Annotated in this window: 18 protein-coding genes; 5 read left to right on the top strand and 13 right to left on the bottom strand. The window is 41.6% G+C overall.

Features of this window, described 5'->3' with window-relative positions; translation table 11 throughout:
• Positions 1–176: 176 nt before the first annotated feature.
• Positions 177–4,436 carry a hybrid sensor histidine kinase/response regulator gene (locus AC57BQ_RS05335; protein WP_496405280.1) on the top strand — a complete coding sequence of 1,420 codons (4,260 nt, stop codon included), beginning with the start codon at positions 177–179 and terminating at the stop codon, positions 4,434–4,436.
• A 145-nt stretch (positions 4,437–4,581) separates the two neighbouring features.
• On the opposite strand, the gene AC57BQ_RS05330 is transcribed toward AC57BQ_RS05335, so the two are convergent.
• Positions 4,582–5,241: a YceH family protein gene (locus tag AC57BQ_RS05330; RefSeq protein ID WP_496405279.1), complete on the bottom strand. Its 660-nt coding sequence runs from the start codon at positions 5,239–5,241 to the stop codon at positions 4,582–4,584.
• A gap of 109 nt (positions 5,242–5,350) precedes the next feature.
• On the opposite strand from AC57BQ_RS05330, the gene AC57BQ_RS05325 reads away from it, so the two are divergent.
• Positions 5,351–6,172, top strand: coding sequence for an MBL fold metallo-hydrolase (locus AC57BQ_RS05325; RefSeq protein WP_496405278.1), 822 nt, complete (start codon positions 5,351–5,353; stop codon positions 6,170–6,172).
• A gap of 211 nt (positions 6,173–6,383) precedes the next feature.
• On the opposite strand, the gene AC57BQ_RS05320 is transcribed toward AC57BQ_RS05325, so the two are convergent.
• Entirely contained in the window at positions 6,384–7,151 is a 768-nt protein-coding gene (locus tag AC57BQ_RS05320) for a M90 family metallopeptidase (RefSeq protein ID WP_496405277.1), read from the bottom strand.
• A gap of 19 nt (positions 7,152–7,170) precedes the next feature.
• The gene (locus tag AC57BQ_RS05315; RefSeq protein ID WP_496405276.1) at positions 7,171–7,881 is read right to left on the bottom strand and encodes a DUF92 domain-containing protein; all 711 of its coding nucleotides are present in this window, start codon (positions 7,879–7,881) and stop codon (positions 7,171–7,173) included.
• 186 nt (positions 7,882–8,067) lie between these two features.
• Here AC57BQ_RS05315 and AC57BQ_RS05310 point away from each other — a divergent pair, with 186 nt between their 5' ends.
• The 3 genes from AC57BQ_RS05310 (at position 8,068) to AC57BQ_RS05300 (ending at position 12,863) form a co-directional block, all read left to right on the top strand.
• Entirely contained in the window at positions 8,068–8,757 is a 690-nt protein-coding gene (locus AC57BQ_RS05310) for a class I SAM-dependent methyltransferase (RefSeq protein WP_496405275.1), read from the top strand.
• A 346-nt stretch (positions 8,758–9,103) separates the two neighbouring features.
• Positions 9,104–11,878, top strand: a complete 2,775-nt coding sequence (locus AC57BQ_RS05305; protein WP_496405274.1) for a TonB-dependent receptor — start codon at positions 9,104–9,106, stop codon at positions 11,876–11,878.
• A gap of 130 nt (positions 11,879–12,008) precedes the next feature.
• Positions 12,009–12,863: a pirin family protein gene (locus AC57BQ_RS05300; protein WP_496405273.1), complete on the top strand. Its 855-nt coding sequence runs from the start codon at positions 12,009–12,011 to the stop codon at positions 12,861–12,863.
• Here the strand turns inward: AC57BQ_RS05300 and AC57BQ_RS05295 are convergent.
• The 10 genes from AC57BQ_RS05295 to AC57BQ_RS05250 all read right to left on the bottom strand — a co-directional run bounded on the left by AC57BQ_RS05295 (position 12,860) and on the right by AC57BQ_RS05250 (position 20,977).
• A complete protein-coding gene (locus tag AC57BQ_RS05295) occupies positions 12,860–13,369 on the bottom strand; it encodes a cupin domain-containing protein (RefSeq protein WP_496405272.1) in 510 nt (169 codons plus the stop codon). The genes AC57BQ_RS05300 and AC57BQ_RS05295 overlap by 4 nt on opposite strands.
• An 11-nt stretch (positions 13,370–13,380) precedes the next feature.
• Complete coding sequence (locus AC57BQ_RS05290; RefSeq protein ID WP_496405271.1) at positions 13,381–13,797, bottom strand: VOC family protein; 417 nt, start codon at positions 13,795–13,797, stop codon at positions 13,381–13,383.
• 79 nt (positions 13,798–13,876) lie between these two features.
• The gene (locus AC57BQ_RS05285) at positions 13,877–14,458 is read right to left on the bottom strand and encodes a Crp/Fnr family transcriptional regulator (RefSeq protein ID WP_496405270.1); all 582 of its coding nucleotides are present in this window, start codon (positions 14,456–14,458) and stop codon (positions 13,877–13,879) included.
• 78 nt (positions 14,459–14,536) lie between these two features.
• Complete coding sequence (locus AC57BQ_RS05280) at positions 14,537–15,364, bottom strand: DUF4097 family beta strand repeat-containing protein (RefSeq protein ID WP_496405269.1); 828 nt, start codon at positions 15,362–15,364, stop codon at positions 14,537–14,539.
• Between the two features lie 14 nt (positions 15,365–15,378).
• Positions 15,379–16,227 (bottom strand): DUF4097 family beta strand repeat-containing protein, encoded by an 849-nt coding sequence (locus AC57BQ_RS05275; protein WP_496405268.1) that lies wholly within the window; start codon positions 16,225–16,227, stop codon positions 15,379–15,381.
• A 9-nt stretch (positions 16,228–16,236) separates the two neighbouring features.
• On the bottom strand, positions 16,237–17,052 hold the full coding sequence (locus tag AC57BQ_RS05270; RefSeq protein ID WP_496405267.1) for a zf-HC2 domain-containing protein: 816 nt from the start codon (positions 17,050–17,052) through the stop codon (positions 16,237–16,239).
• An 11-nt stretch (positions 17,053–17,063) separates the two neighbouring features.
• Positions 17,064–17,615, bottom strand: coding sequence for an RNA polymerase sigma factor (locus AC57BQ_RS05265; RefSeq protein ID WP_496405266.1), 552 nt, complete (start codon positions 17,613–17,615; stop codon positions 17,064–17,066).
• Positions 17,616–17,824: 209 nt separating this feature from the next.
• A complete protein-coding gene (locus AC57BQ_RS05260; RefSeq protein WP_496405265.1) occupies positions 17,825–18,517 on the bottom strand; it encodes a TapB family protein in 693 nt (230 codons plus the stop codon).
• Between the two features lie 147 nt (positions 18,518–18,664).
• The gene (locus AC57BQ_RS05255; protein WP_496405264.1) at positions 18,665–19,762 is read right to left on the bottom strand and encodes an alginate lyase family protein; all 1,098 of its coding nucleotides are present in this window, start codon (positions 19,760–19,762) and stop codon (positions 18,665–18,667) included.
• Positions 19,763–19,765: 3 nt separating this feature from the next.
• Positions 19,766–20,977: a glycoside hydrolase family 88 protein gene (locus tag AC57BQ_RS05250; RefSeq protein WP_496405263.1), complete on the bottom strand. Its 1,212-nt coding sequence runs from the start codon at positions 20,975–20,977 to the stop codon at positions 19,766–19,768.
• Positions 20,978–21,108: the final 131 nt, after the last annotated feature.

Below are 21,108 nucleotides of genomic sequence, written 5' to 3'. Positions count from 1 at the left end.
TATAATATTCCGGTGTTTAAATAGCTATACCTAATTCCGATTTATTTAACAGTATTTTAGTAAATTAGATAATCATTTCATTCGATTATTTGCTACCATATAAATCATAATTTATTGATATAATGAGGGGCTGTAAGTTTTATCTTGTTTTACTTTTTCAGACTATATCATTATGTGTGTTTGCTCAAAACCAGCCTTTGCATTTTCAGCGCATTGGTAGTCGTGCTAACTTGTCAGAGCTCAACATCAACACTATTTTTCAGGATAGCCATGGTTTTATATGGGCAGGAACACTTGATGGCTTAAACCGCTTTGATGGTAATAAATTCAAGATCTTCCGGAACATTGTTACCGACAGTACAAGCATCAGTAGTAATTATATTACTCATATTGCTGAAGATAAAAACGGCGACCTTTGGATAGCCACATTGGGCGGTGGATTAAATAAATATGATCGAAAAAAAAATCATTTTTATCACTACCTGCACAATAAAAACAATGCGAACACTATAGCGAGCAACAATATAACAAAGCTTGTTTTTGATAAAACAGGTAATTTATGGATCGGCTATCAGGAAGATGGTATTGATGAATACCGTGTTGATAAAAACCGGTTTACACACTATAAACATAACAGTAATGATCCCGGTAGTTTGAGTGATAACAACATCAGAAGTATTTGTGTTGATAGTTATAACAACTTATGGGTTGGAACTATAAATGGTGGTTTAAATCTCTTTAATTCATCTACTAAAACGTTTACCCGTTTTATGCATGATGATAAGATTGAGGGGTCCATATCTGTAAATAACGTAAACTGCATTTTTGAAGATAGCACCCATCGCCTTTGGATAGGGTCATCGGATGGTGGGGGCTTAAATTTATATGATGGCAATACCCATACCTTCAAACATTTTAAAAACGACCCCAACGATAACAATTCAATCTCGGGCAACAGCATTCAAAGCATCGCCGAAGACAGTGATCAAAATTTATGGATAGGGATAGAAAACGGAGGCTTAAGTATATTTAATTATACCCAAAACAAGTTTACCCGCCATTATCAGGACGATATTGATAATAGCAGTATAGCCAGTAATTCTGTTGATGTAATATTAAAAGATAATGTGGGGAATATGTGGATAGGCACCTTCGCTTCGGGCATAAGTCTGTATAAAAAAATAAAGGAAAACTTCGCCCACTATAAGCATACTGCTCAAACCGGAAGCCTTTCAAATAATTATGTACTGGATTTTTATCAGGATAAAAAGGATAATATATGGATAGGCACAGATGGAGGCGGATTAAACCTGTTTGACCCTATCAAAGGGATGTTTACAACATACAAACATCAGGAAAATAATAAAAACGGCATTGCCGGTAACTATGTTTTGGCTATTGAAGAAGACGATAAAGACAACTTATGGATAGGTACCTGGGGCAACGGCATCAGCGTGATGAATACCCGCACCCATCAGTTTAAATCATACCACCACAACCCTAATGATAGCAGCAGTTTGGCCGGGGATAATGTATATGCCCTTACAGCAACAACCGATCATAAAATATGGATCGGTACTTTTGGTCAGGGTCTTGATCAATACGATTCTAAAACAAACAAATTCAAGCACTACAGGCATAATGTCAATGACCCCAAAAGCCTGAGCAACGATAATATTAATTCATTACTGACAGATTCGAAGGGCAATCTTTGGGTAGGAACAAGCGATGGCGGCCTTGATCTTTTTGATCCTAAAAGCGGCAAGTTTACCGTTTATGAACATGATCCTTCAAAAAACAGTATTAGTGACAACGCTGTGCTCGATTTATTAGAAGATCAGGCCGGTAATATATGGATATGTACATTTGATGGATTAAATCGTTTTGATCCAAAAACAGGCAAATTTGTCGTTTTTAAAACTGAAGACGGCTTACCCAATAACTACACCTACGCTATTGAAGAAGACAATAGTGGGAGTTTCTGGATAAGTACTAATACAGGTATCTCGAAATACAATCCTGTAACCAAAAAATTCAAAAACTTTACCGTTGATGATGGCTTGCAGGCAGATGAATTTAAAGCCAAATCTGCTTTAAAAAGCAAGGATGGCCGCTTGTATTTTGGCGGGGTTAACGGGTTCAACGTATTTGACCCAGAAAAGATTCTCTCTGGTCATTATAATCCGCCTTTAGTTTTAACCGACTTCCAGATCTTTAACAATTCCATACCGGTAGCTATAAATGATCGGGATCCATCGCCCTTAAAACAAGATATCAGTGTTACCAAAGCTATTACTTTAAGCTATGATCAATCGGTAATTTCATTTGAATTTGTTTCGCTCGATTATGCCTTATCAAGCCGTACCATTTATGCTTATCAATTAGTAGGCTTTGATAAGAGCTGGAATAATGTTGGACAGAAAAACACGGCAACCTATACCAATTTACCTCCCGGTAATTACACTTTTAAAGTAAAAAGTCATAATGGGGATGGCGTGTGGTCAACCCATGAGCTGACTTTAGAATTAACAGTTTTGCCTCCGTTTTGGCTCACCTGGTGGTTTATTATCCTGGTTACTGTTTTTGTTTTTGCTGTTATATATGGCTTATACCGTTTAAAAGTAAATTCCATCATTAAACAAAAAGCGCTATTAGAGCAGCAGGTATCTGAACGTACAGCAGAAGTTTTGCAACAGTCTGAAGAGCTGAAAAAGCAATCTGCCGACCTGCAGGACCTGAATGGTGAATTACAGTCTCAATCTGAAGAGCTACAAGCCTTGAACGAAGAATTGCTGGTACAATCTGAAGAACTGGAACTGCAACGTCAGCAAGAACGACAGGCCCGTGAAGAAGCTGATAAAGCCAACAAAGCTAAAAGTATATTTCTGGCCACCATGAGTCATGAAATAAGGACACCGATGAATGGCGTGATTGGGATGGCCTCCCTTTTGAATGAGACGGAATTGAACAGCGAACAGCGGGAATATACCAATACGATTATAGCCAGCGGTGACAGTTTGGTGAACGTGATCAATGACATCCTTGATTTTTCAAAAATAGAGTCCGGTAAAATGGATATTGAGCAGGAGGATTTTGACCTGCGCCATTGCATCGAAGAGGTAATGGACCTTTTTTCACAGCAAGCCTCACAGCAAAACCTGGAACTCGTTTACCAGATAGATCCCATCCTCCCCATACAAATTATCGGTGACAGCCTAAGGCTTAAACAGGTGATCACCAATCTAACTGGTAACGCCTTAAAATTCACTCAAAAAGGCGAAGTATTTATAAAAGTATTCCTGTCCAAGACCTTTAAAAATGGCGATATTGAGATTGGCTTTAGTGTGATGGACACCGGAATAGGTATTCCCGACGAAAAACTCCCGGGCCTGTTCAATGCCTTCTCGCAGGTTGATTCATCAACTACCCGCAAATATGGCGGCACCGGTTTGGGCCTGGTGATCAGTCAGCGACTGGTGAAGCTCATGGGCGGCGATATCTGGGTGGAGAGTATTTACAAAGAAGGTTCGGTATTCATGTTTACCATCAGGGCAGCTATCAGTAAAAAGCAATCAAAACATGTACCGATAATATTGAACCCTGCCGAAATGGAAGGTAAAAAGATATTGGTGGTTGATGATAACCAAACCAACCGGTTTATACTAAAAACCCAGCTGGAACAATGGGGAATAGTAACCGTATCCGTAGCATCGGCTGTAGAAGCGCTTGATCTTTTATCGGAAGGCGCAAAATTCAACCTGGTCATCACCGATATGGAAATGCCAGATATGGATGGGGTCGACCTGGCACGAGCCATTAAAAGAAATTATAAAAATCTGCCTGTAATTATGCTGAGCTCCATTGGTGATGGTTCAAAGAAAAAATACCCGGGATTGTTCGCCGCTATCCTCACCAAGCCTGTTAAGCAAAATCAGCTGGGTAAAAGCATACAGGCCGAATTCCAAAACCAGCCAGCTATGGTTTTCGCCGAGTCAGTATCTCCTAAATTATTTGATGCAGATTTCGTGGCTGATTTCCCGATGCGCATTTTAGTGGCCGAGGACAACCTGATCAATCAAAAACTGGTTGACCGGATGCTAACCAAATTGGGCTACCAATTTATCATGGCCCCAAACGGACTCGAGGCCCTAAACAAACTAAAATTAAACCCTGTTGATGTGATATTTATGGATGTGCAAATGCCCGAAATGGATGGCTTTGAAGCCACCCGCCATATTCGTAAGTACGCTTTTAAACAACCTTACATCATTGCCATGACCGCCAACGCTGGCCCCGAAGACCGTGAACTTTGTTTGATTGAAGGCATGGATGATTACATTGCCAAACCCATGAAAACCGAAGACCTGGTAGCTATACTCAAAAGGGCTCATGAAGCTGTGGTAAAAAAGAACCTGGATAAAGAGAAGTATAAATAGACTCCCCACGCGTCATTGCGAGCGCAGCGTGGCAATGACGTATGAACAACATGTTCAGCTTGTGGTCGGTGTTATCACCGCACCACTTCTGTACTCGTTCATCATAAGTACCATACGCGTATAGACGATATCAACCAAAAATAATTTATTCCCCCACCCCTAATTCCTGCATCAATTTAACCAGTTTCTCTTTCACTTCGGCCAGTTCATTTTCCAGTTGAGTCACACGGGCTTCCAGACCACTGGTTGAGCGAGAGCCGGTTTCTTCCACATCATCGTAGTCATTAATATCGGGCGTACCGCTTAAAAGATGCGCATACCGTACTTCTTTTTGCCCAGGTCGTTTTGGTAATTGCACCACGTAAGGCAAAGCCGGATCGGCCAGTTTCTCAAGCATTTCCTGTACCTCCTCTATCGTTTCAAACTCATATAACCTGCCGGAATTGGTGTTGAGCTCGCCCGGTGTTTGCGGACCGCGCAATATCAGCAGACATAGTAAAGCTACTTCGGCCGGTATTACCGGAAATACGATGGCAAAATTGTGTTTGTATTTTATATTCCGGATAGAGCCACCGGTAACGGTAGAGATCAGTCCGCGTCTTTTGAGCGTATTTAACGCCTCGGTAACTGTGCCTTCATCATAATTCACAACCGGCTTGCGCGATGTTTTTTGATTACATGCCGCGGTTAAACCATTAAGAGTCATTGGATAATAATCGGGCGTGGTTTTGCTTTTTTCCATCAGCGAGCCCAATACACGCAGCTCTGTAGCATCAAGTACCGGTAAAGTTTGGGGTGAATCCATGGCTAAATATAAGCAGCTTTTTATAGCCGCGAAACTTTAGTGATTATTTTTAAACACTGCACGTTAAGTAAAGATAAAATTTGGCTTAAATCCGTTACTTTGTATTTACATGTCATTATTCATTACATCACTAAATTCGGGCAGTAACGGCAATTGCTATTACGTAGGGAACGAGCGGGAGGCTATATTGGTTGATGCCGGCATATCATGCCGCGAAACGGAGAAACGCATGGCCCGCCTGGGCTTATCCATGCAAAAAGTAAAAGCCATATTTGTATCGCATGAGCATTCTGACCACATCCGCGGCATACCGGTACTGGCCAAAAAGTTCAACCTGCCGGTATATATTACTCCGGGCACCCTGTTACATTTAGGCAACAGCGTGAATATACAACTGGTGCACCATTTACGGGAGTTTGAAACAGTGAACATTGGCGAACTGCAGGTTACCTCATTCCCCAAAGAACATGACGCCTCTGAGCCGCATAGCTTTTTTGTAAGCTGCCGCGATATCAACGTAGGTATATTTACAGACATTGGTGTGGTGTGCGACAGGCTCATCCGCTATTTTAGCCAATGCCATGCTGCTTTTTTAGAAGCCAATTATGATGACGATATGCTCGATAACGGTGGTTACCCCTATCATCTTAAACGACGCATCCGTGGCGGTAAGGGTCACCTGTCAAACAAGCAGGCGCTGGCATTATTCACTACGCACAGGCCCACGCACATGACCCATTTGCTGCTCTCGCACTTATCGCACAATAACAACAACCCCAAACTAGTCGAAGACCTGTTTACCGCCTGTGCCGAAGGTATCCATGTAGTTGTAGCATCAAGATTTGAAGAAACCCCGGTTTATCATATCGGTGAAACAGATAAAGCACCCTCATTTGCCGGCCAGCTGGACCTGGGCTTTGGCAGTATTTGATTTTAGTATCAAGCAGCTAGCAAGTATCAAGAGATTGAAATTTTTGCCAGACTCCTAAAAAGGGCCTGTCACCCTGAGCTTGTCGAAGGGTCGTGCGCAGAGGCCTCCCCGCTATGCTTCGACGAGCTCTGCATAACACCCATTTAAATTTCAGAGAAGGATAACACTAAAAAAGTATTTGATACTTGATACTAAAACTTGGCACTAAAAATCATCTCCTCACCCGCATAAACATCATAAATAACATTTCGTATAGCTCCGGGTGTTTGTGTTTCAGCTCTTCGGGCTTTTGAAAAAAGTATTCGGCGGCTACAGCAAAAAACTCCGCTTCGCTGGTAGCGGCGTATGGGTTGATATCCGATTTACCTTCTTCTATTTGATGGATCTCGTGGTGGATCATTTTTAACCAGGGCAGCACATAATCATGCGCCAGCAGGTTTTCGGGAATACCGTCGGTAGCACCGTCCGATTTATCCAGCAGATGCGCAAACTCATGAATGGCCGTATTTTCTTTACCAGCCGAACGCGAAAAACCTTTAGTAAGCGCCGCCCGCGAGAGGATCATTTGTCCGTTCATATAGCCCGAACCTACCATGCCCAGGATATTCCGGCCCTCGCCCTCAAACTGAAACTCACTATCAAAAGTATCCGGATATAATATCACATTGGTAAGGTTGCTATACCTCCAATTATTCAGTCTGAAAATGGGGATCACCGCGCTTGAAGCGATCATTACCCGGTCGGTATCTTCAATGGCCGTGCCTACCCCTTCTATGGTAATACCTTCCAAAAAATCACTTACTTTTTGCTCAAACAGGAGCTTATCAACGGCACTCAAGGTTTGATAAAACGGGATATACTGGGCTAAAATAGCCTTATAAACAAGGTTTGAAGTTATAGTATGAGGTTTGCGTTTACCTTTTAAAAAGTAATACCCGATAAGCAAAATAATGATGAGTAATATGATACCTGCAGTCATAGTAGATCAAATATCAACATTAAATCAGGTAAATCACCCCTATAATCAGGGCAGCCACCAGGGTATTTAAAAAGTTTACGACATTATTGCTCATGTATCCACGGCGCTCCAACAAGGCTCCCAGTATAGAATCTGTTAAATTACCAATCGTTCCGGCAATAATAATCCAGATCAAACTGCTACCCCATCCAAAACCAATGGCATAAACCAGAGCTATAACGCAACTGCCTGCCCCACCTATTAAAGTCCCTTCTATACTGATCACACCATCCAATCCCCGCTGGTCGGGTTTCAGCGTAATGATATTAAAAAATCGCCGACCGTAAACAGTACCCAGTTCAGAAGATAAAGTATCTGCTGTTGCCGATGCAAAGCTTGCAGCCATCATTAACACCCATAGTGTGGTATATGCAGGGAACAATAAAACTAAAAGCCCGGTTATGGCGCCTACACCCGCATTAGCCAACACCTGGGCAGGGGTTCTGCCACCTTGATGCTCTTCGGAATTGGCGAAACTTTCTTTTGTATGTTTTTGCCAGGAGGTAGCAGCCGAACCTAAAATAAAAAAGGTGGTCATTATAGCCACGCCTGTATATCCCGCCCCGGCAAAAACCAAACAGGCAACCACAGCCCCGGTGATGGCCGCCACTAGGGTTAGTTTACGGGCAGATACGCTATAAACTACACCCGCGATAAGAATAAGAACCAATAAACCGTAATGTGCCAGCATGGATGTTAGAGTCAAGAGATTAGAATCAAGAGTCAAGATTAATAAAAAACTTAATTGTAAGGTTATAATTTCAATAATCATTTTCCATTAGCGGTTAGGATTTAGTCGGGCCATTATCATTGTTTTTCTTGATTCTTGGCTCTTGATTCTTGATTCCAACGCCTTTCTCGCTATTTTTGCGGCGATATGAAAGATATATTAGGCCAGGCCATCCATGATCATTATTATAAAAAGCCGGAGCATCAGCTTTGGATCAATAATCAATATGGCCCCCGCGAGGAGATGCCCGTGGAGGCTTATTTCCGCGAAGAAGATGATATGCCCGATATAGAGTGGCTGGCCTTAAACGAGTGCCGTGGCGATGTATTGGATATCGGCGCCGGTGCAGGCGGGCATGTATTACTGCTGCAGGAACGTGGCTTCGAGGTTGCCGCCTTAGAAATATCCGACCTGGCATCAGTAGTAATGAAAGCGCGCGGAGTTAACAAAGTAATCACTGCCGATATATTTGAATACCAGGAGCAGCGGTATGACACCCTGCTATTGCTCATGAATGGCATTGGTTTGACGGGTACCCTACTCAAGCTAAAAACATTTTTGCAGCACGCCAAACAACTGCTTAAGCCGGGCGGACAGCTTTTGTTTGATTCATCAGAGATCGCCTACCTGTATGAAGGTAAGCTCCCCGAAAATGGCCCCTACTATGGCGAAATACAATATCAGTATCAATATAACCAGCAAAAAAGCGACTGGTTCCCATGGCTCTACATCGACGAACAAACACTCACCGGAATTGCGGACGAAATGGGATACGATATGGAGGTTTTACTCGAAGATGAGTTTAAACAGTATCTGGTAAGACTCACTTTAAAGTAAATATTCGCTATAGTTTTTCTGCCCGGCATCGTTTTATGTCATTTAGTTTCCTTTCCCTTATCAGACCCCGGCTAAAACAGTCATAAAACTCCAACAACCCTTCTTATAAAAAAGTATCATCATAATATAATTATGATGATATATATCATATTTAAACATAATTATACTCCTAAAATGAATTATAATAAAATATTGTAAACGTTTAAAAATTTTGCTTTTTTATTAACAAACAGAATACAGAATCAATATAAATTTAATTTACAAATCAATAATTTGAAAAAATAGCAATAAGAGTTATATTGGTTGATATTAATTTAATTTTCAATTAACATAAACCCCTATTCCTATGACTAAAAAATTATTATTTTTTATCGTATTATTTCTACTCAGTATAGAAATAGCATCGGCTCAAAAAAAAACAATTACCGGAACAGTTACTGACGCTGCAGGTAATAATCCTATGGCTGGCGTATCCGTGCGTGTTAAAGATGACACTCAAGGCACCAGTACTAATGCAAAAGGTCAGTTTTCTATTATCGCGGCCGCCTCTGACGAAATAGTAATTAGCTATACAGGCTTTAAAACGCTAACCATTTCGGTAAATGGCCGTTCCAAAATTGATGTTACGCTGATAAGTGATGTAGCCCAACTTAATGAAGTTGTACTGCTAGGCACCCGGTCGGCCGGTCGGGTTAAATTAGAAACAGCCGTGCCTGTAGATGTGGTAAATATAACCAAAGCTGCGGCCACAACCGGCCGTATGGATCTGACGGATATATTAAATTATGCGGCTCCTTCATTCAATTACAATAAACAATCAGGATCTGACGGAGCCGATCATGTGGAGTTAGGAACCTTGCGCGGTCTTGGCCCCGACCAAACGCTGGTATTGGTTAACGGTAAACGCCGCCACTCTACTGCTTTTGTTGCGGTATTTGGTACCCGTGGCCGTGGCAACTCAGGCGTCGACTTAAGCGCGATACCAACGGCGGCCATCGATAAAGTTGAAATTTTACGTGACGGTGCATCCGCTCAATATGGTTCAGACGCTATTGCCGGTGTAATTAACCTTGTTTTAAAGAAAAACATCAACCAGTTTGTAGTGAATGTAGGTTACTCGGGCTATTATGACCCGGCATTTAACAGCGGAAAAAGTGTTGTTGCAGCACAATACCCACATGGTGGCGCTATCGATGGCAATACGCTCACTATTGATGCCAACTATGGTTTAGCTATTGGTAAAAACGGTGGTTTTATAAACCTTACAGGCGATTATTCAAAAAATGGTAAAACATTTCGCCAAACGCACGATACTACCTACTCAAACCCAAAAGCTTTGGGTATAAACACCTCCAGGAGGGCTAATGGTGATGGTTCTGCAGAAACCGGGACGTTCTTTTTTAACAACGAGATACCTTTAGCCGGTACCCGAACCACTTTTTACAGTTTTGGCGGTTATAGCTATAAAGCATCTGATGATTATGCTTTTAGTCGTAACTTTTCCTCAAGACCCGGTCGTTTCCCTACTACAAGCGATGGTAAAATAATCCCAGTTAGTGGCATTATATTCAACACTCCTGATGGCGATTCCTATTATAACCCCATCATCAGAACCCATAATACCGACTTAGCCCTGGCTACCGGATTTAGAGGAACATTAGGTGAGGGTTGGGACTGGGATCTGAGCAATAATACCGGTAATAATAAGTTTCACTTTTTTGGAGAGAAAACATTTAATGCCTCCTTAGGAGCCACACAAACACATTTTGATGATGGCGGATCGGAGTTTTTACAAAGCACCTCAAATCTTAATATCAATAAACACTATTCAAAAATAATGCAGGGTTTAAACCTTGGCTTTGGTTCCGAGTATCGTTATGAACACTATACCTTATTTGCAGGTGAGGAGGCATCCTATAAAAACTACGATCCTACAGGTGTAAAAGCACCAGGTGCGCAGGGTTTTCCGGGCTATCAACCCAGCGATGCTACAAAACAAAGCCGTTCGGTATTTGGCGGATACGTAGACCTGGAAGCCGACATTACCCAAAAATGGCTGGTAGATTTTGCAAACCGCCTGGAACATTACAGCGATTTTGGTTATAACTTTAATACAAAACTGGCCACACGATATAAAATAACCGACAACTTTAATATCCGGGCCTCTGCTGGTACAGGTTTCCGTGCACCCTCATTACAACAGATCAATTACAGCTCGACATTTACTAATGTGCAGGGAAATATAATAACCGAAGTTAAAATAGCGCCCAATTACAGTCCAATCACCAAAGCAGCGGGCATACCTACGCTAAAGCAGGAAAAGTCAAAAAACTTAGGTCTGGGTTTTACATTTAAACCCATTCCGGAATTAAGCATTACAACGGATGGTTATCTGATCAAGGTAAAAGACCGTGTAGTACTTTCGGGACAGTTTAGCGCTACAGATAACACCCTTGATCCGGCTTTCATAGCGGCCTTAAATAACCTGCATGTAGCTACCGCTCAGTTTTTTGCAAACGCGGTAAATACCACTAATCGCGGTTTAGACGTAGTTATTGATTATAATAAAACCATTGGCGATAATCGTTTCCGCGTATTGTTCACCGGAAACTTCCAACACATGACCATTGATAAGATAAACTATCCGCCAATACTGGGCACTACACCACAATTAAAAGAAACTTTTTTAAGTGATAGAGAGAAGAAATTCATCCTGGCATCGGCCCCACCACAAAAACTTTCTTTAAATCCGGAATTCGGACATAAAAACCTTACTGTGGGTACACGTTTCACCTATTTTGGTAAAGTGGTTATTGACGGTTATGGCGACGGATCAACCCTACTACCTACCGTGCCGGCAGATAATGGATCCGGACAATTGCCAGATGCATATAACTACAATGGCAAAGTTGTAAGCGATGTATATCTGGCTTACAAATTCAACAAAACAATTCGTATATCTATAGGTTCCGATAACGTATTTAATGTACATCCAGATCTTGCCTATGTTAAAGGAGCTAAACTATCTGCCTTTAATAATGAGCCAGCCGGACCATTCGATGCTGTACAAATGGGCAGTAATGGCCGCCGCTTTTTTGCACGGGTGGGTTTCAATTTTTAAGACTAACCTGCACTATAATAAAGCCATCTCATGTTCATGAGATGGCTTTGTGTTTTTATGACATTATGCATAAGCCCTTTCTGCAGATTATAAATATATTTAGGTTGTTTTTAATGAATTGATATCAGCTATGAAAAAAACTATCGATCATATACTGGAGGGGCGCGAGAAAAAAATAACGGAAGAGGATGTAGTGATACAGCCCCTGCCCCATCAAAATTTCCGGTTTGCAAACCCTTTTATTGTTTTGCACCACATGAGGCCACTTGTTATTAAACCAGGGCAATCATCACGAATACACCCGCACCCACATCGTGGTTTTAGTCCTTATACCATCATGCTGCAGGGCGAAGGGTATCACCGGGATAATGCAGGCAACGATAAAGTAATTAAAGCCGGCGATGTACAACAAATGTTTGCAGGAAAGGGCATTTTACACAGCGAAGGCCCAACCGACAAAATGTTAAAAACAGGTGGCCTACAGGAGTTGATACAACTTTGGATAAATGCCCCCAAGGCCAACAAATGGGATGAGCCTTTTTATCAGGCCGCCACTCAAGAACAGCAACCCCGGGTATTAGAGAGCGATGGTTTGAGTTTCCGCCTGTTAAGTGGCGACTATGAAGGTAAAACCGGACCTATAAAAAACTTTACGCCCGTTATTTCTATAGTCGGCAAAATAACAGCGGGTAAAACCGCCAATTTTACCGCTATACCGGGTTACTGGGCTTTGCTGTATATTATCCATGGCGATGTAGTGGTTAACGATACTGCGGTATCTGTTCATAACCTTATCGTATTCAGCAAAGAAAATGAGGAGATCACTATAACAGCCACAACCGATGCACAGGTATTATACCTATCGGCAGAACCTATTGATGAACCCGTTGCCGCGAAAGATAATTTTGTAATGAACACACCCGAAGAAAACGAACAGGCCATTGCTGATTATAAGAACGGCCTGTTCGGAACTTTAAGCTTTTAACCGGGCAGCATGTTTTCGGTATTTACCGGAATGCTGTCGTACTTTTCATAAAGCTTTAAAAACTTAGCCGGGTTAATGGGTTGTTCGGTGAGTATTTCTTTTAAACCAAAAAAGAAACCTTCCCGGCTTTGACCCGGATTAAATATCAACGTCGCTGTAACATCCCGATCGGTGGTATTGCGAAAACCATGAGGTGTAAATCGGGGAATGTAAACTACCGAGCCTTCAATGGCATCTATCATCTTGTCTGATAGCTGAATGGTTAGGGTACCTTTGTTTACAATAAAGGTTTCGTCCATAAAACGATGATAATGCAACTGTGCACCCACGGTACCGGGGCCTAACACAATTTCATATACCCCCATTTGGTTATTTGACAATTCGCTGGTTACTTTAAGCGTGATCCTGCTATTTTCAATAGCTAATACTTCCCCTTCGCCGGGGTTAAAAACCACGGCTTCGTTCTTTAATACGTCGGTATAATGATTGGTTATTTCAGTATTCATGGTATGGAGTATTAAGCCTGAGTTTTAACTTCATAATTCAAATACCAGCCGAAACCAAACTGATCTGTAATTACCCCGAAGGCACCCCATGGAGTATCCTGCAATGGCGAAATAAACCTGGCTTCGGCAGAAAGCTTTTCAAAAAAGGTTTTGACCTCTTCTTTATCTTCGCTGTTAATGCATAAATAAACAGCATTACCGTGGGTGACCCCTTCCGGCTCGATCAGTTCTGAGGCAAACAACGTGATACCACCACTAATTAAGCTGGCATGCATAATTGACTCTGCAGCTTCGGGCGGCATAAATTCGGCCATGGGCGAGTTGCCAACGGTTTGCAGGGTTAAGTCCCCGCCAAAACAATTTTTATAGAAAGCCATCGCCTGGCGACAGTTTCCATTAAATTTTAAATAGGCATTGATCTGTGTCATGATAATTTGCTTTTGTTTAAAACAAATTTCCATAACCGCCTGAGTAAAAACGTTTACAAATGTTGAGACAAATAAAAAATTACAATTCGGCCCTGATACGGCTTAATTGCGTGGGGGTAATACCCAGGTACGCTGCTATTTCGTGCTGTTTTAACCTGGGCTCAAGTGTGGGGTAACTTTTTAAAAATTGAGCATACCTGGTTTTAGCAGTATCGGACCGGAAGGCTATCTCCAATGGTTCTTTTTCAATGATCCAGTGCAGCTCCATGTACCTGATATACATGGCCGCTATATCATTATATTTTTCTGTTAATTGTTTAAACTCATTAAAATTATACTCCAGCACCACACTTGGCTCCAGCGCCTTAATCGTGAACATGCTTGGCCCTTTTAATAACAAGGCGCTGGTTGATGCTACGAAATATCCTTCGGGAAAAAACCTTTTGATAATAGTATCGCCATCTTCAGAAGTATAGCTTTGCGCAAACAATCCCTCGGCTACAAAGGCAACTGTTCTGGGAATCTGTCCTTCGGTTAAAAAAAGTTCATTTTTGTTATAAACCTTTCTTTTCAGACTTTTCTCCCAGACTGCCCTGCTTTCATCTGATAATTTGGTATAGTTGTTTATCCTTTGCCAGAATTTTTCCAGTATATCTTCCAATGTTCAACTCCTTAAATGATACTCTCAAAGTTAAACACCAAGATAACGCTTATATGTGTATAATGGCAAATTGCGTATCTACTTTGCTTTGCGGATATAAATATTTCCGTTCATGTTCTTCATCAACATTTCGGGACCACCGCCGTCAATTTTCCCATAAACCCAGTCGTCCATTTTAAGGCTGTACATGCCGTTTTTACTAGTACGGGTAACCGCAGGTTTCTGCATAGTACTCACCACGTCAAAATCGGTATAAATATCCCCGCGATCTGATTTGAGCTTTACATTCGCTTTCAGTGTGGACGGGAAAGTTACATCTACATTCCCATTCAATGTAGTGAAGGCCATAGCTGCTTTTGGGTCGATGGATCTGAATGTAACAGTCACATCGCCATTAATTGTATTGGCCACTACAGAACCAGAAACACCGTTTAGTTTGATATGACCATTCACATTAATTATTTCCAGCTCGCCTTTTACATTGGAGACAATGATATTACCATCATTTACAGTAGATATCTTTAATTTACCTCCATTTTGCGGCACTTTAATAATTAGATTAACAAACCTGCCGGCACTGCCGCCTACATTAACCACATTGTTCTTTTCTTCGGCGGTAACATCCAGATTATTATTGCCGATCAGGCGTTTCATGCCGTTGCCGCTCTCTTTTACGTGTCCTGGTCTTTCTTCTCCCGACTGGGCGTCTATCACAATATCCTTACCTTCATAACCTGTCACTGTAATTGATCCGCGTACCAGGCCAGCGCTTAATTTATAAGGTTTGCCAGGATCACTTAAAGGCACCACCAATTGCCCCGAACCATTTTGTGCCTGGATACGTGTATTTGCTAATAAAACAGCAATCAGTACCCCGGTAATTTTTATAGTTTTTATCATTTTCATGTCCTTAGCTTTTACTATTGTTTTTTAATATAGATATCTCCGTTGAGGGTTTCAAACTTGAATAATTTACCACCCGCCCCTATCCTTACATCAGAATTTTTGCTGAGTTTAAAAGTTGTACCCTTACTATTTTTTGACTGGGTTGTAATTACTTTGCTTGGCATTACTTCCGCGTTAGGGAAATCTGTATAAAACTGACCGTTCATGCTTTTAAACTCCATATCGGCTGCCAGATTTGCAGGATAAGTAACCTTTACCTCTCCATTTATAGTTTTATAGGATGATGCCTCTGCCGGTACTTTAAGGTAATTGGCTGTAACCCCTCCGTTAATGGTATGAGCATCTGTGGTGCCTTTGGCGTTTATGATATCTATAGGGCCATTTATATTATTGATATTTAATGCACCGTAAACATCTTTAACAGTGATGTGACCATTATTGATGGTTGATACCCGTAGATTGGTATTGAACGGCACCTTCACTGTAAATTCCAGGTTGAGTTTGTACTTAACTTCCGTATCATCACCATCGTGCCAGCTGTGATGAGGTTTTGAATTGTAAGGTTTCGCTATATAGGCTATCACACTATCGGGTTTCTGATCAAAGGCAAGCTTAACTTCATTTTTTCCCTGATCAACAATTTGCTGATCCCTGCCCGAGATGGTTTCATCAATTTCCATGATCACCTTATCGCCCGAATAACCTTCTACGTTGATGGAGCCATAAACATTATAAATGGCTACAACCCCACTTTGCAAGGTAAATTGCTTGCTGATATGTTGTTTATACTCCTGAGCCGAGGCCGAAAATTGGGCAAAACAAAGCCCTGCTCCCGCCAAAACGGGGATCAATAATTTTTTCATAAATTGGTTTTAAATAAGTTGTGTTATCGTTTCCTTGATCTTTTCACGTACACCACGATCCAGATCTTTTTGTTTTAATAATTCTTTAAATGAACCTATCGAACGTTTTTCCTGCAACTTGAGCATCACATCGGCTATAGCCGATTGCATTAACGGTGAATCCTGATCTAAAATAGAGCGGATAAGCCCCGCCCTAACCTCTGGATGATCTGACAAGTGTGCCAGGGCATCAAGCGTACTCAACCGTACATTTACATTAGGGTCGTTGTTTAACGTAGTCAGCAGTGCGCTGATAACCTGTTTATCCGCATGTTTTATCTCGCTGGTATAGCTTACCCCTCTCATCCGCTCAGATGCCGACGGGTTTTCCAACAGGGCCAACATCATGGTTTGCCTTAGCTCATGTACCTGTGATGAAAGTGCCTGCAGCTGCTGATCTTGTTTATCAGTTCGGCTGGAATAAAAAACCCAGTACCCACAAGCAAAACTGATCAACACCACAATCATGCTATAGGCTAATGGCCAGCGCGGCTGCAATTGCCATAACCTATTTGAGTTATCAGTTATTCTGTCCCAAAAACCTCTTTTTTCTGCAACCGATGCTGTATAAGTATCCAGCATGGCATAAAATTTCACCTTTACATTTACAGATGGCTCTGGTGTTTCCAGATCACCCAGTTCATCCCACAGCTCTTTCATGGCCGCCAGTTCGTGTCCACAACTATCACAACCGGCAACATGGGTTTCCAGCTCCGTTTGTTGTTCGGTTGTTAGCTGTTTATTCATATAATCTGTAAACAGCTCCTGGTATTGCTCACACTTCATCTTATTTCTGTTTAGCATTTTCTTTTTAAATAAACCTGCTTTAACTCCTGCATAGCCCGGTGCGCCCTTACTTTAACAGCTCCTTCAGTAGTTTGAAGTATCTGTGCTATTTCCTGGTATTTCAGCTCCTGCAACCTGCTCATGATCAAAACTTCGCGGTGATCATCACTTAAATTTTTCATAGCTCTGTGAAGCTCCGTACGCGTCTGTTTTATTTCAAATTGCTCATCAGCCGCTACGCCCCCGTCAATCCTGTCGGCAAAGTCCGCCACATCATAGTGTCCAACGTTCTGCGGCTTTTTTTTATAGCTGTCTTTTAATACATTACGGGCTATCTGATACATCCACGCCATAAACTCACCGTCGCCGGTAAAGCTGTTACGGTATTTGAGCATTTTGTAAAAAACAGTTTGAACCATATCCTCACTACCTTCCCGGTTGTAGGTCATGTGAAACAAAAAGCCATATAAAATCCTGTGGTACCGCTCAAAAAGCAGCCCCATTTTTTCCAGTTCTCCTGTTTTAACCCGGAGCATAATGGCATTGTCACTTAGCGTATTCAAACAGGTTTAGTTGTTTTAATTTACATTGGAGACTTCTGTAAAAAGAAATGGTTACAGAAAATTTAAGAAATATTGTAATTTACTGATTATGAGTAAAAATCAATAAAAAAAAGAAGGCCTCCATGATACATGTCGGCCTGTCTTTTCTTGGGATAAGGTAGGTTAAAATTTTTCATTACTAATACGCTCGCACCTGAACGGGCGGGATATTAATTTATAGCATCAAGCACCATGGTGCCCATGAGCTTTGATTTTTTATCGTATGTTTCTGATTTTACAAAGCGACCCAATTTGGGGGCATACCACTCGGCGGCTTTAATATGTACGGGAATACCGATGCCCATCATTTTAATTTTCATGGTAGCATCATAGGTGATCTTGTAACAATCAAAACTCCCGGCATTGGTGGTAATACTTTCAGCCTTTTCAACCGTCCGGTTAACAATATCCATTTGCATTTGCGACATGGATTGCCCGCCATTGCTGATATCAACAGTAACTGCTCCGTCGTCAAGCTTTTGACCAACGCTTAGGTTAAGCGGATAAGCCAGATACTTGGCATCTCCGGTCATTTTCATATTGCTGAATTGTTTCATGGATGAAGCCGGAACAAAGGCCTTCATATCAATTTTAATGGCATTGCCGTCGCAGATTATTTCAGAATCGCCACCACCTACTGATTTACCATTCTTATCAATAACTTCACTGTGTACGGTTACCGTAGAGGCGTCTTTTTTGGTGGCCGTGTAGATGAGTTTTCCAGTGGAATTTCCTTTGGCATCCTGGTTCAAATAGGTCAATTTTTTCCCACTCACCGTGCCAACAAACTGGTTACAATTTTGCGCGATGGCAAATTGACACCCAAAGAATAACAGCGTGATGATAGTGATGACCCTTTTCATTTCGACTTTAACATTTACCTGTAAAAGTCTGCTTACTATGAATTATTAGCAACAGTACAAACACGCTATCGGTATGCGGGTTTTACGCATTCGTACAAAGTCCCCGATTCCATCAATTTTATCCCAGTAGTTGGCAGGATCGGTTGGTTAGTTATTTGCGATGGGCTTCATGACCTGGTCAAGGACTAATTGCCAGTTGAATTTTTGTTTTGTGCTATTTACCTGTTGTATATCTTTTATATAAGCCGGGTTAAAGTAAGCGGCCAGCGAAAGCGTATAAACACCATTAGCTGGTTCAAACAAGGTGCCTGCTTCATATCCTTTTTCATGGTTTTCGGCACGTTTTTTATCAAACGATACTTTGCTGTTTACAAACTCGCCGTGAGTTTTAGCTCCCGTTACAAATGGCACTAAAAAGTCAACCGATTTTTGGATAGACGCCCCTTTTTCTGATTGATAGGTAAAATAGTTTTTGCCGGTAGCCCGGTAAATAACCATGCTGACCCTTAACAAGGGTTCAAGCGTATAGGTATGGTAATGCAACGCGTCCCGTTCTAAAAAGTCAAAGCCGCTTCCATCTGCATTCAGGTTAGCGTTGATCTGTTTTTCCAATTCCTGGTAAATGCGCGGTTCATAACCCGTGTTATGCAGCGTAAATGCAACCAATGTGATGGTCTTGATACGATGCGAATTCCAGTTATTAAAGCCAGTTGTTCTACCCGGTCTGGCAGAGGCGCTGTTGAGTTCTGCTTCACCAACTTTGATAGCCCAATTATCTATTTGTTGTTTTGATTCTGCAGAAACATAATTCCTGATCAGATCGTACCCGGTGATGAAATCTTCCAACTTGGTTTCGTTGATGGGATCGCCATTCGGTTTATTGGTATTAGCCCAGGCTAACAGAAAGTCTTGCGCCTTTTGCAAATAAGTTTTTTGCTGATTCAATCTATAACACAAAGCCAAGGCGTAAATTTTACCACCATCCTGAAGCGATTTAAGACTGGCTGTTTTTGCAGGATCGCCCGCCAATACACCCTGCGATACGATTATTTCGATTGGATTTGGCTGTTCCTTTAAGGCCTGTTCTGCAGTTTGCTTGTAGGGTTCAAATGCTTTTTTAACCTCATCGTTGCTTTCGATATTCTTTTTCAATGCCTTAATTTCGGCATCGTTTAAACTTACATACTGTGCTTGTGCATACATTCCTGCAACAAGGAAGCCCATCAATAAAACTACTTTTTTCATAGATTAATTACGGTTAATTACAGGCTGACCTTTGTACAAATGTTGTTTACGCAGCAAGGCTTCCAGGTAATAATAGTCTGCATAAATTATAGGGACGTCTATTTCGGTACCTGCCGGTTTGTGCCCTGTACTATGGATGAGTAAAAAACCTTTGCTGCCACCTGCTTTTGCCCGGTATTTTTCGCTTAGTGTTTTTACGATCTTATCGGCAGTTGAGCGGTACTCCTTTGCGTTTTTACTATAAGTACTTAACTCATATAATGCCGAAGCAGCTACCGCCGCAGCAGAAGCATCGCGCGGAACATTGGGTATGGCCGGATCATTGTAATCCCAGTATGGTACCAGGTCTGTTGGTAAATTAGGATTGCTAAAAATGAACTTAGCGATATTTTCGGCCTGTTTCAAATAGGCTTTGTTGTGCGTTTCGCGATAACACATGGTATAACCATAAAGGCCCCATGCCTGTCCGCGTGCCCATGCCGATTCATCGGCATAACCCTGGTGGGTTTGTTTGTGCAGTACTTTACCGGTCTCCGGATCATAATCAATTACGTGATAAGAGCTATAATCGGCCCTGAAATGATTTTTCATGGCGGTATTGGCATGCGTTACCGCAATTTTATAAAAGGAAGAGTCGCCCGTTAAGTGGGTGGCTTCAAACAGCAGCTCCAGGTTAAGCATGTTATCAATAATAACCGGAAATTTCCATTGCTTGCGGTTATCCCATGATTTTATGGAACCCACAACCGGGTTAAACCGGGTCGATAGTGTTTTGGCTGCTTCAATGATCACTTCTTTATAATGCGCGTCTTTTGTTAAACGATAGCCATTGCCAACGCTGTTATATACCTTAAAACCCATATCATGGGTTATGCCATTTATTTTCTCAGCCTCAATATTAGTGGTGAATTTTTGAGCAAGCCCCATCCACTTTTTATCTTTAGTATACTCATATAAAAACCAAAGCTCGCCCGGGAAAAAGCCGCTGCACCAATCTTTAGATGGCACCATTACCAGCTTTCCATCCGCGTTTAAACTTCGTGGTGATACCAGAGCTGAATTAGCCGTATCTGATTTTACGGTGTCAACCTCTTTAAGCAATAAAGAGGTTTGACTTTGTGCAAATGAAAAAGCTTTGGTCACATCGCTCTGTGAAAATGCCTTTATGGCCAAAAGATTCAGCACAAAAAAGACGATCAAGTTTTTGGTTCTCATGGGTTTTATAAAAGTTTATGATCAGTTTGGTTAGTCTTATGTTCAGGGGGTAAAAGACACTGATGATGAGTTCAATATTACGATGTATTCCTGCCAAAATAAAAGCATAGCCTGTTAATTTTTACGCAAAC

Source organism: Mucilaginibacter sp. BGA-UO-ETr-C110, from assembly GCF_059567985.1.
Note: the sequence above shows the minus strand (reverse complement) of the source record. Positions and strands in the feature narration are given on the sequence as shown.

What these genes read in the sequence shown, in the direction of transcription:
- AC57BQ_RS05330 (WP_496405279.1), bottom strand. Translation starts at nt 5,241, where the DNA reads ATGGATTCACCCCAAACTTTACCGGTACTTGATGCTACAGAGCTGCGT.
- AC57BQ_RS05325 (WP_496405278.1), top strand. Translation starts at nt 5,351, where the DNA reads ATGTCATTATTCATTACATCACTAAATTCGGGCAGTAACGGCAATTGC.
- AC57BQ_RS05320 (WP_496405277.1), bottom strand. Translation starts at nt 7,151, where the DNA reads ATGACTGCAGGTATCATATTACTCATCATTATTTTGCTTATCGGGTAT.
- AC57BQ_RS05315 (WP_496405276.1), bottom strand. Translation starts at nt 7,881, where the DNA reads ATGCTGGCACATTACGGTTTATTGGTTCTTATTCTTATCGCGGGTGTA.
- AC57BQ_RS05310 (WP_496405275.1), top strand. Translation starts at nt 8,068, where the DNA reads ATGAAAGATATATTAGGCCAGGCCATCCATGATCATTATTATAAAAAG.
- AC57BQ_RS05305 (WP_496405274.1), top strand. Translation starts at nt 9,104, where the DNA reads ATGACTAAAAAATTATTATTTTTTATCGTATTATTTCTACTCAGTATA.
- AC57BQ_RS05300 (WP_496405273.1), top strand. Translation starts at nt 12,009, where the DNA reads ATGAAAAAAACTATCGATCATATACTGGAGGGGCGCGAGAAAAAAATA.
- AC57BQ_RS05295 (WP_496405272.1), bottom strand. Translation starts at nt 13,369, where the DNA reads ATGAATACTGAAATAACCAATCATTATACCGACGTATTAAAGAACGAA.
- AC57BQ_RS05290 (WP_496405271.1), bottom strand. Translation starts at nt 13,797, where the DNA reads ATGACACAGATCAATGCCTATTTAAAATTTAATGGAAACTGTCGCCAG.
- AC57BQ_RS05280 (WP_496405269.1), bottom strand. Translation starts at nt 15,364, where the DNA reads ATGAAAATGATAAAAACTATAAAAATTACCGGGGTACTGATTGCTGTT.
- AC57BQ_RS05275 (WP_496405268.1), bottom strand. Translation starts at nt 16,227, where the DNA reads ATGAAAAAATTATTGATCCCCGTTTTGGCGGGAGCAGGGCTTTGTTTT.
- AC57BQ_RS05270 (WP_496405267.1), bottom strand. Translation starts at nt 17,052, where the DNA reads ATGAAGTGTGAGCAATACCAGGAGCTGTTTACAGATTATATGAATAAA.
- AC57BQ_RS05260 (WP_496405265.1), bottom strand. Translation starts at nt 18,517, where the DNA reads ATGAAAAGGGTCATCACTATCATCACGCTGTTATTCTTTGGGTGTCAA.
- AC57BQ_RS05255 (WP_496405264.1), bottom strand. Translation starts at nt 19,762, where the DNA reads ATGAAAAAAGTAGTTTTATTGATGGGCTTCCTTGTTGCAGGAATGTAT.
- AC57BQ_RS05250 (WP_496405263.1), bottom strand. Translation starts at nt 20,977, where the DNA reads ATGAGAACCAAAAACTTGATCGTCTTTTTTGTGCTGAATCTTTTGGCC.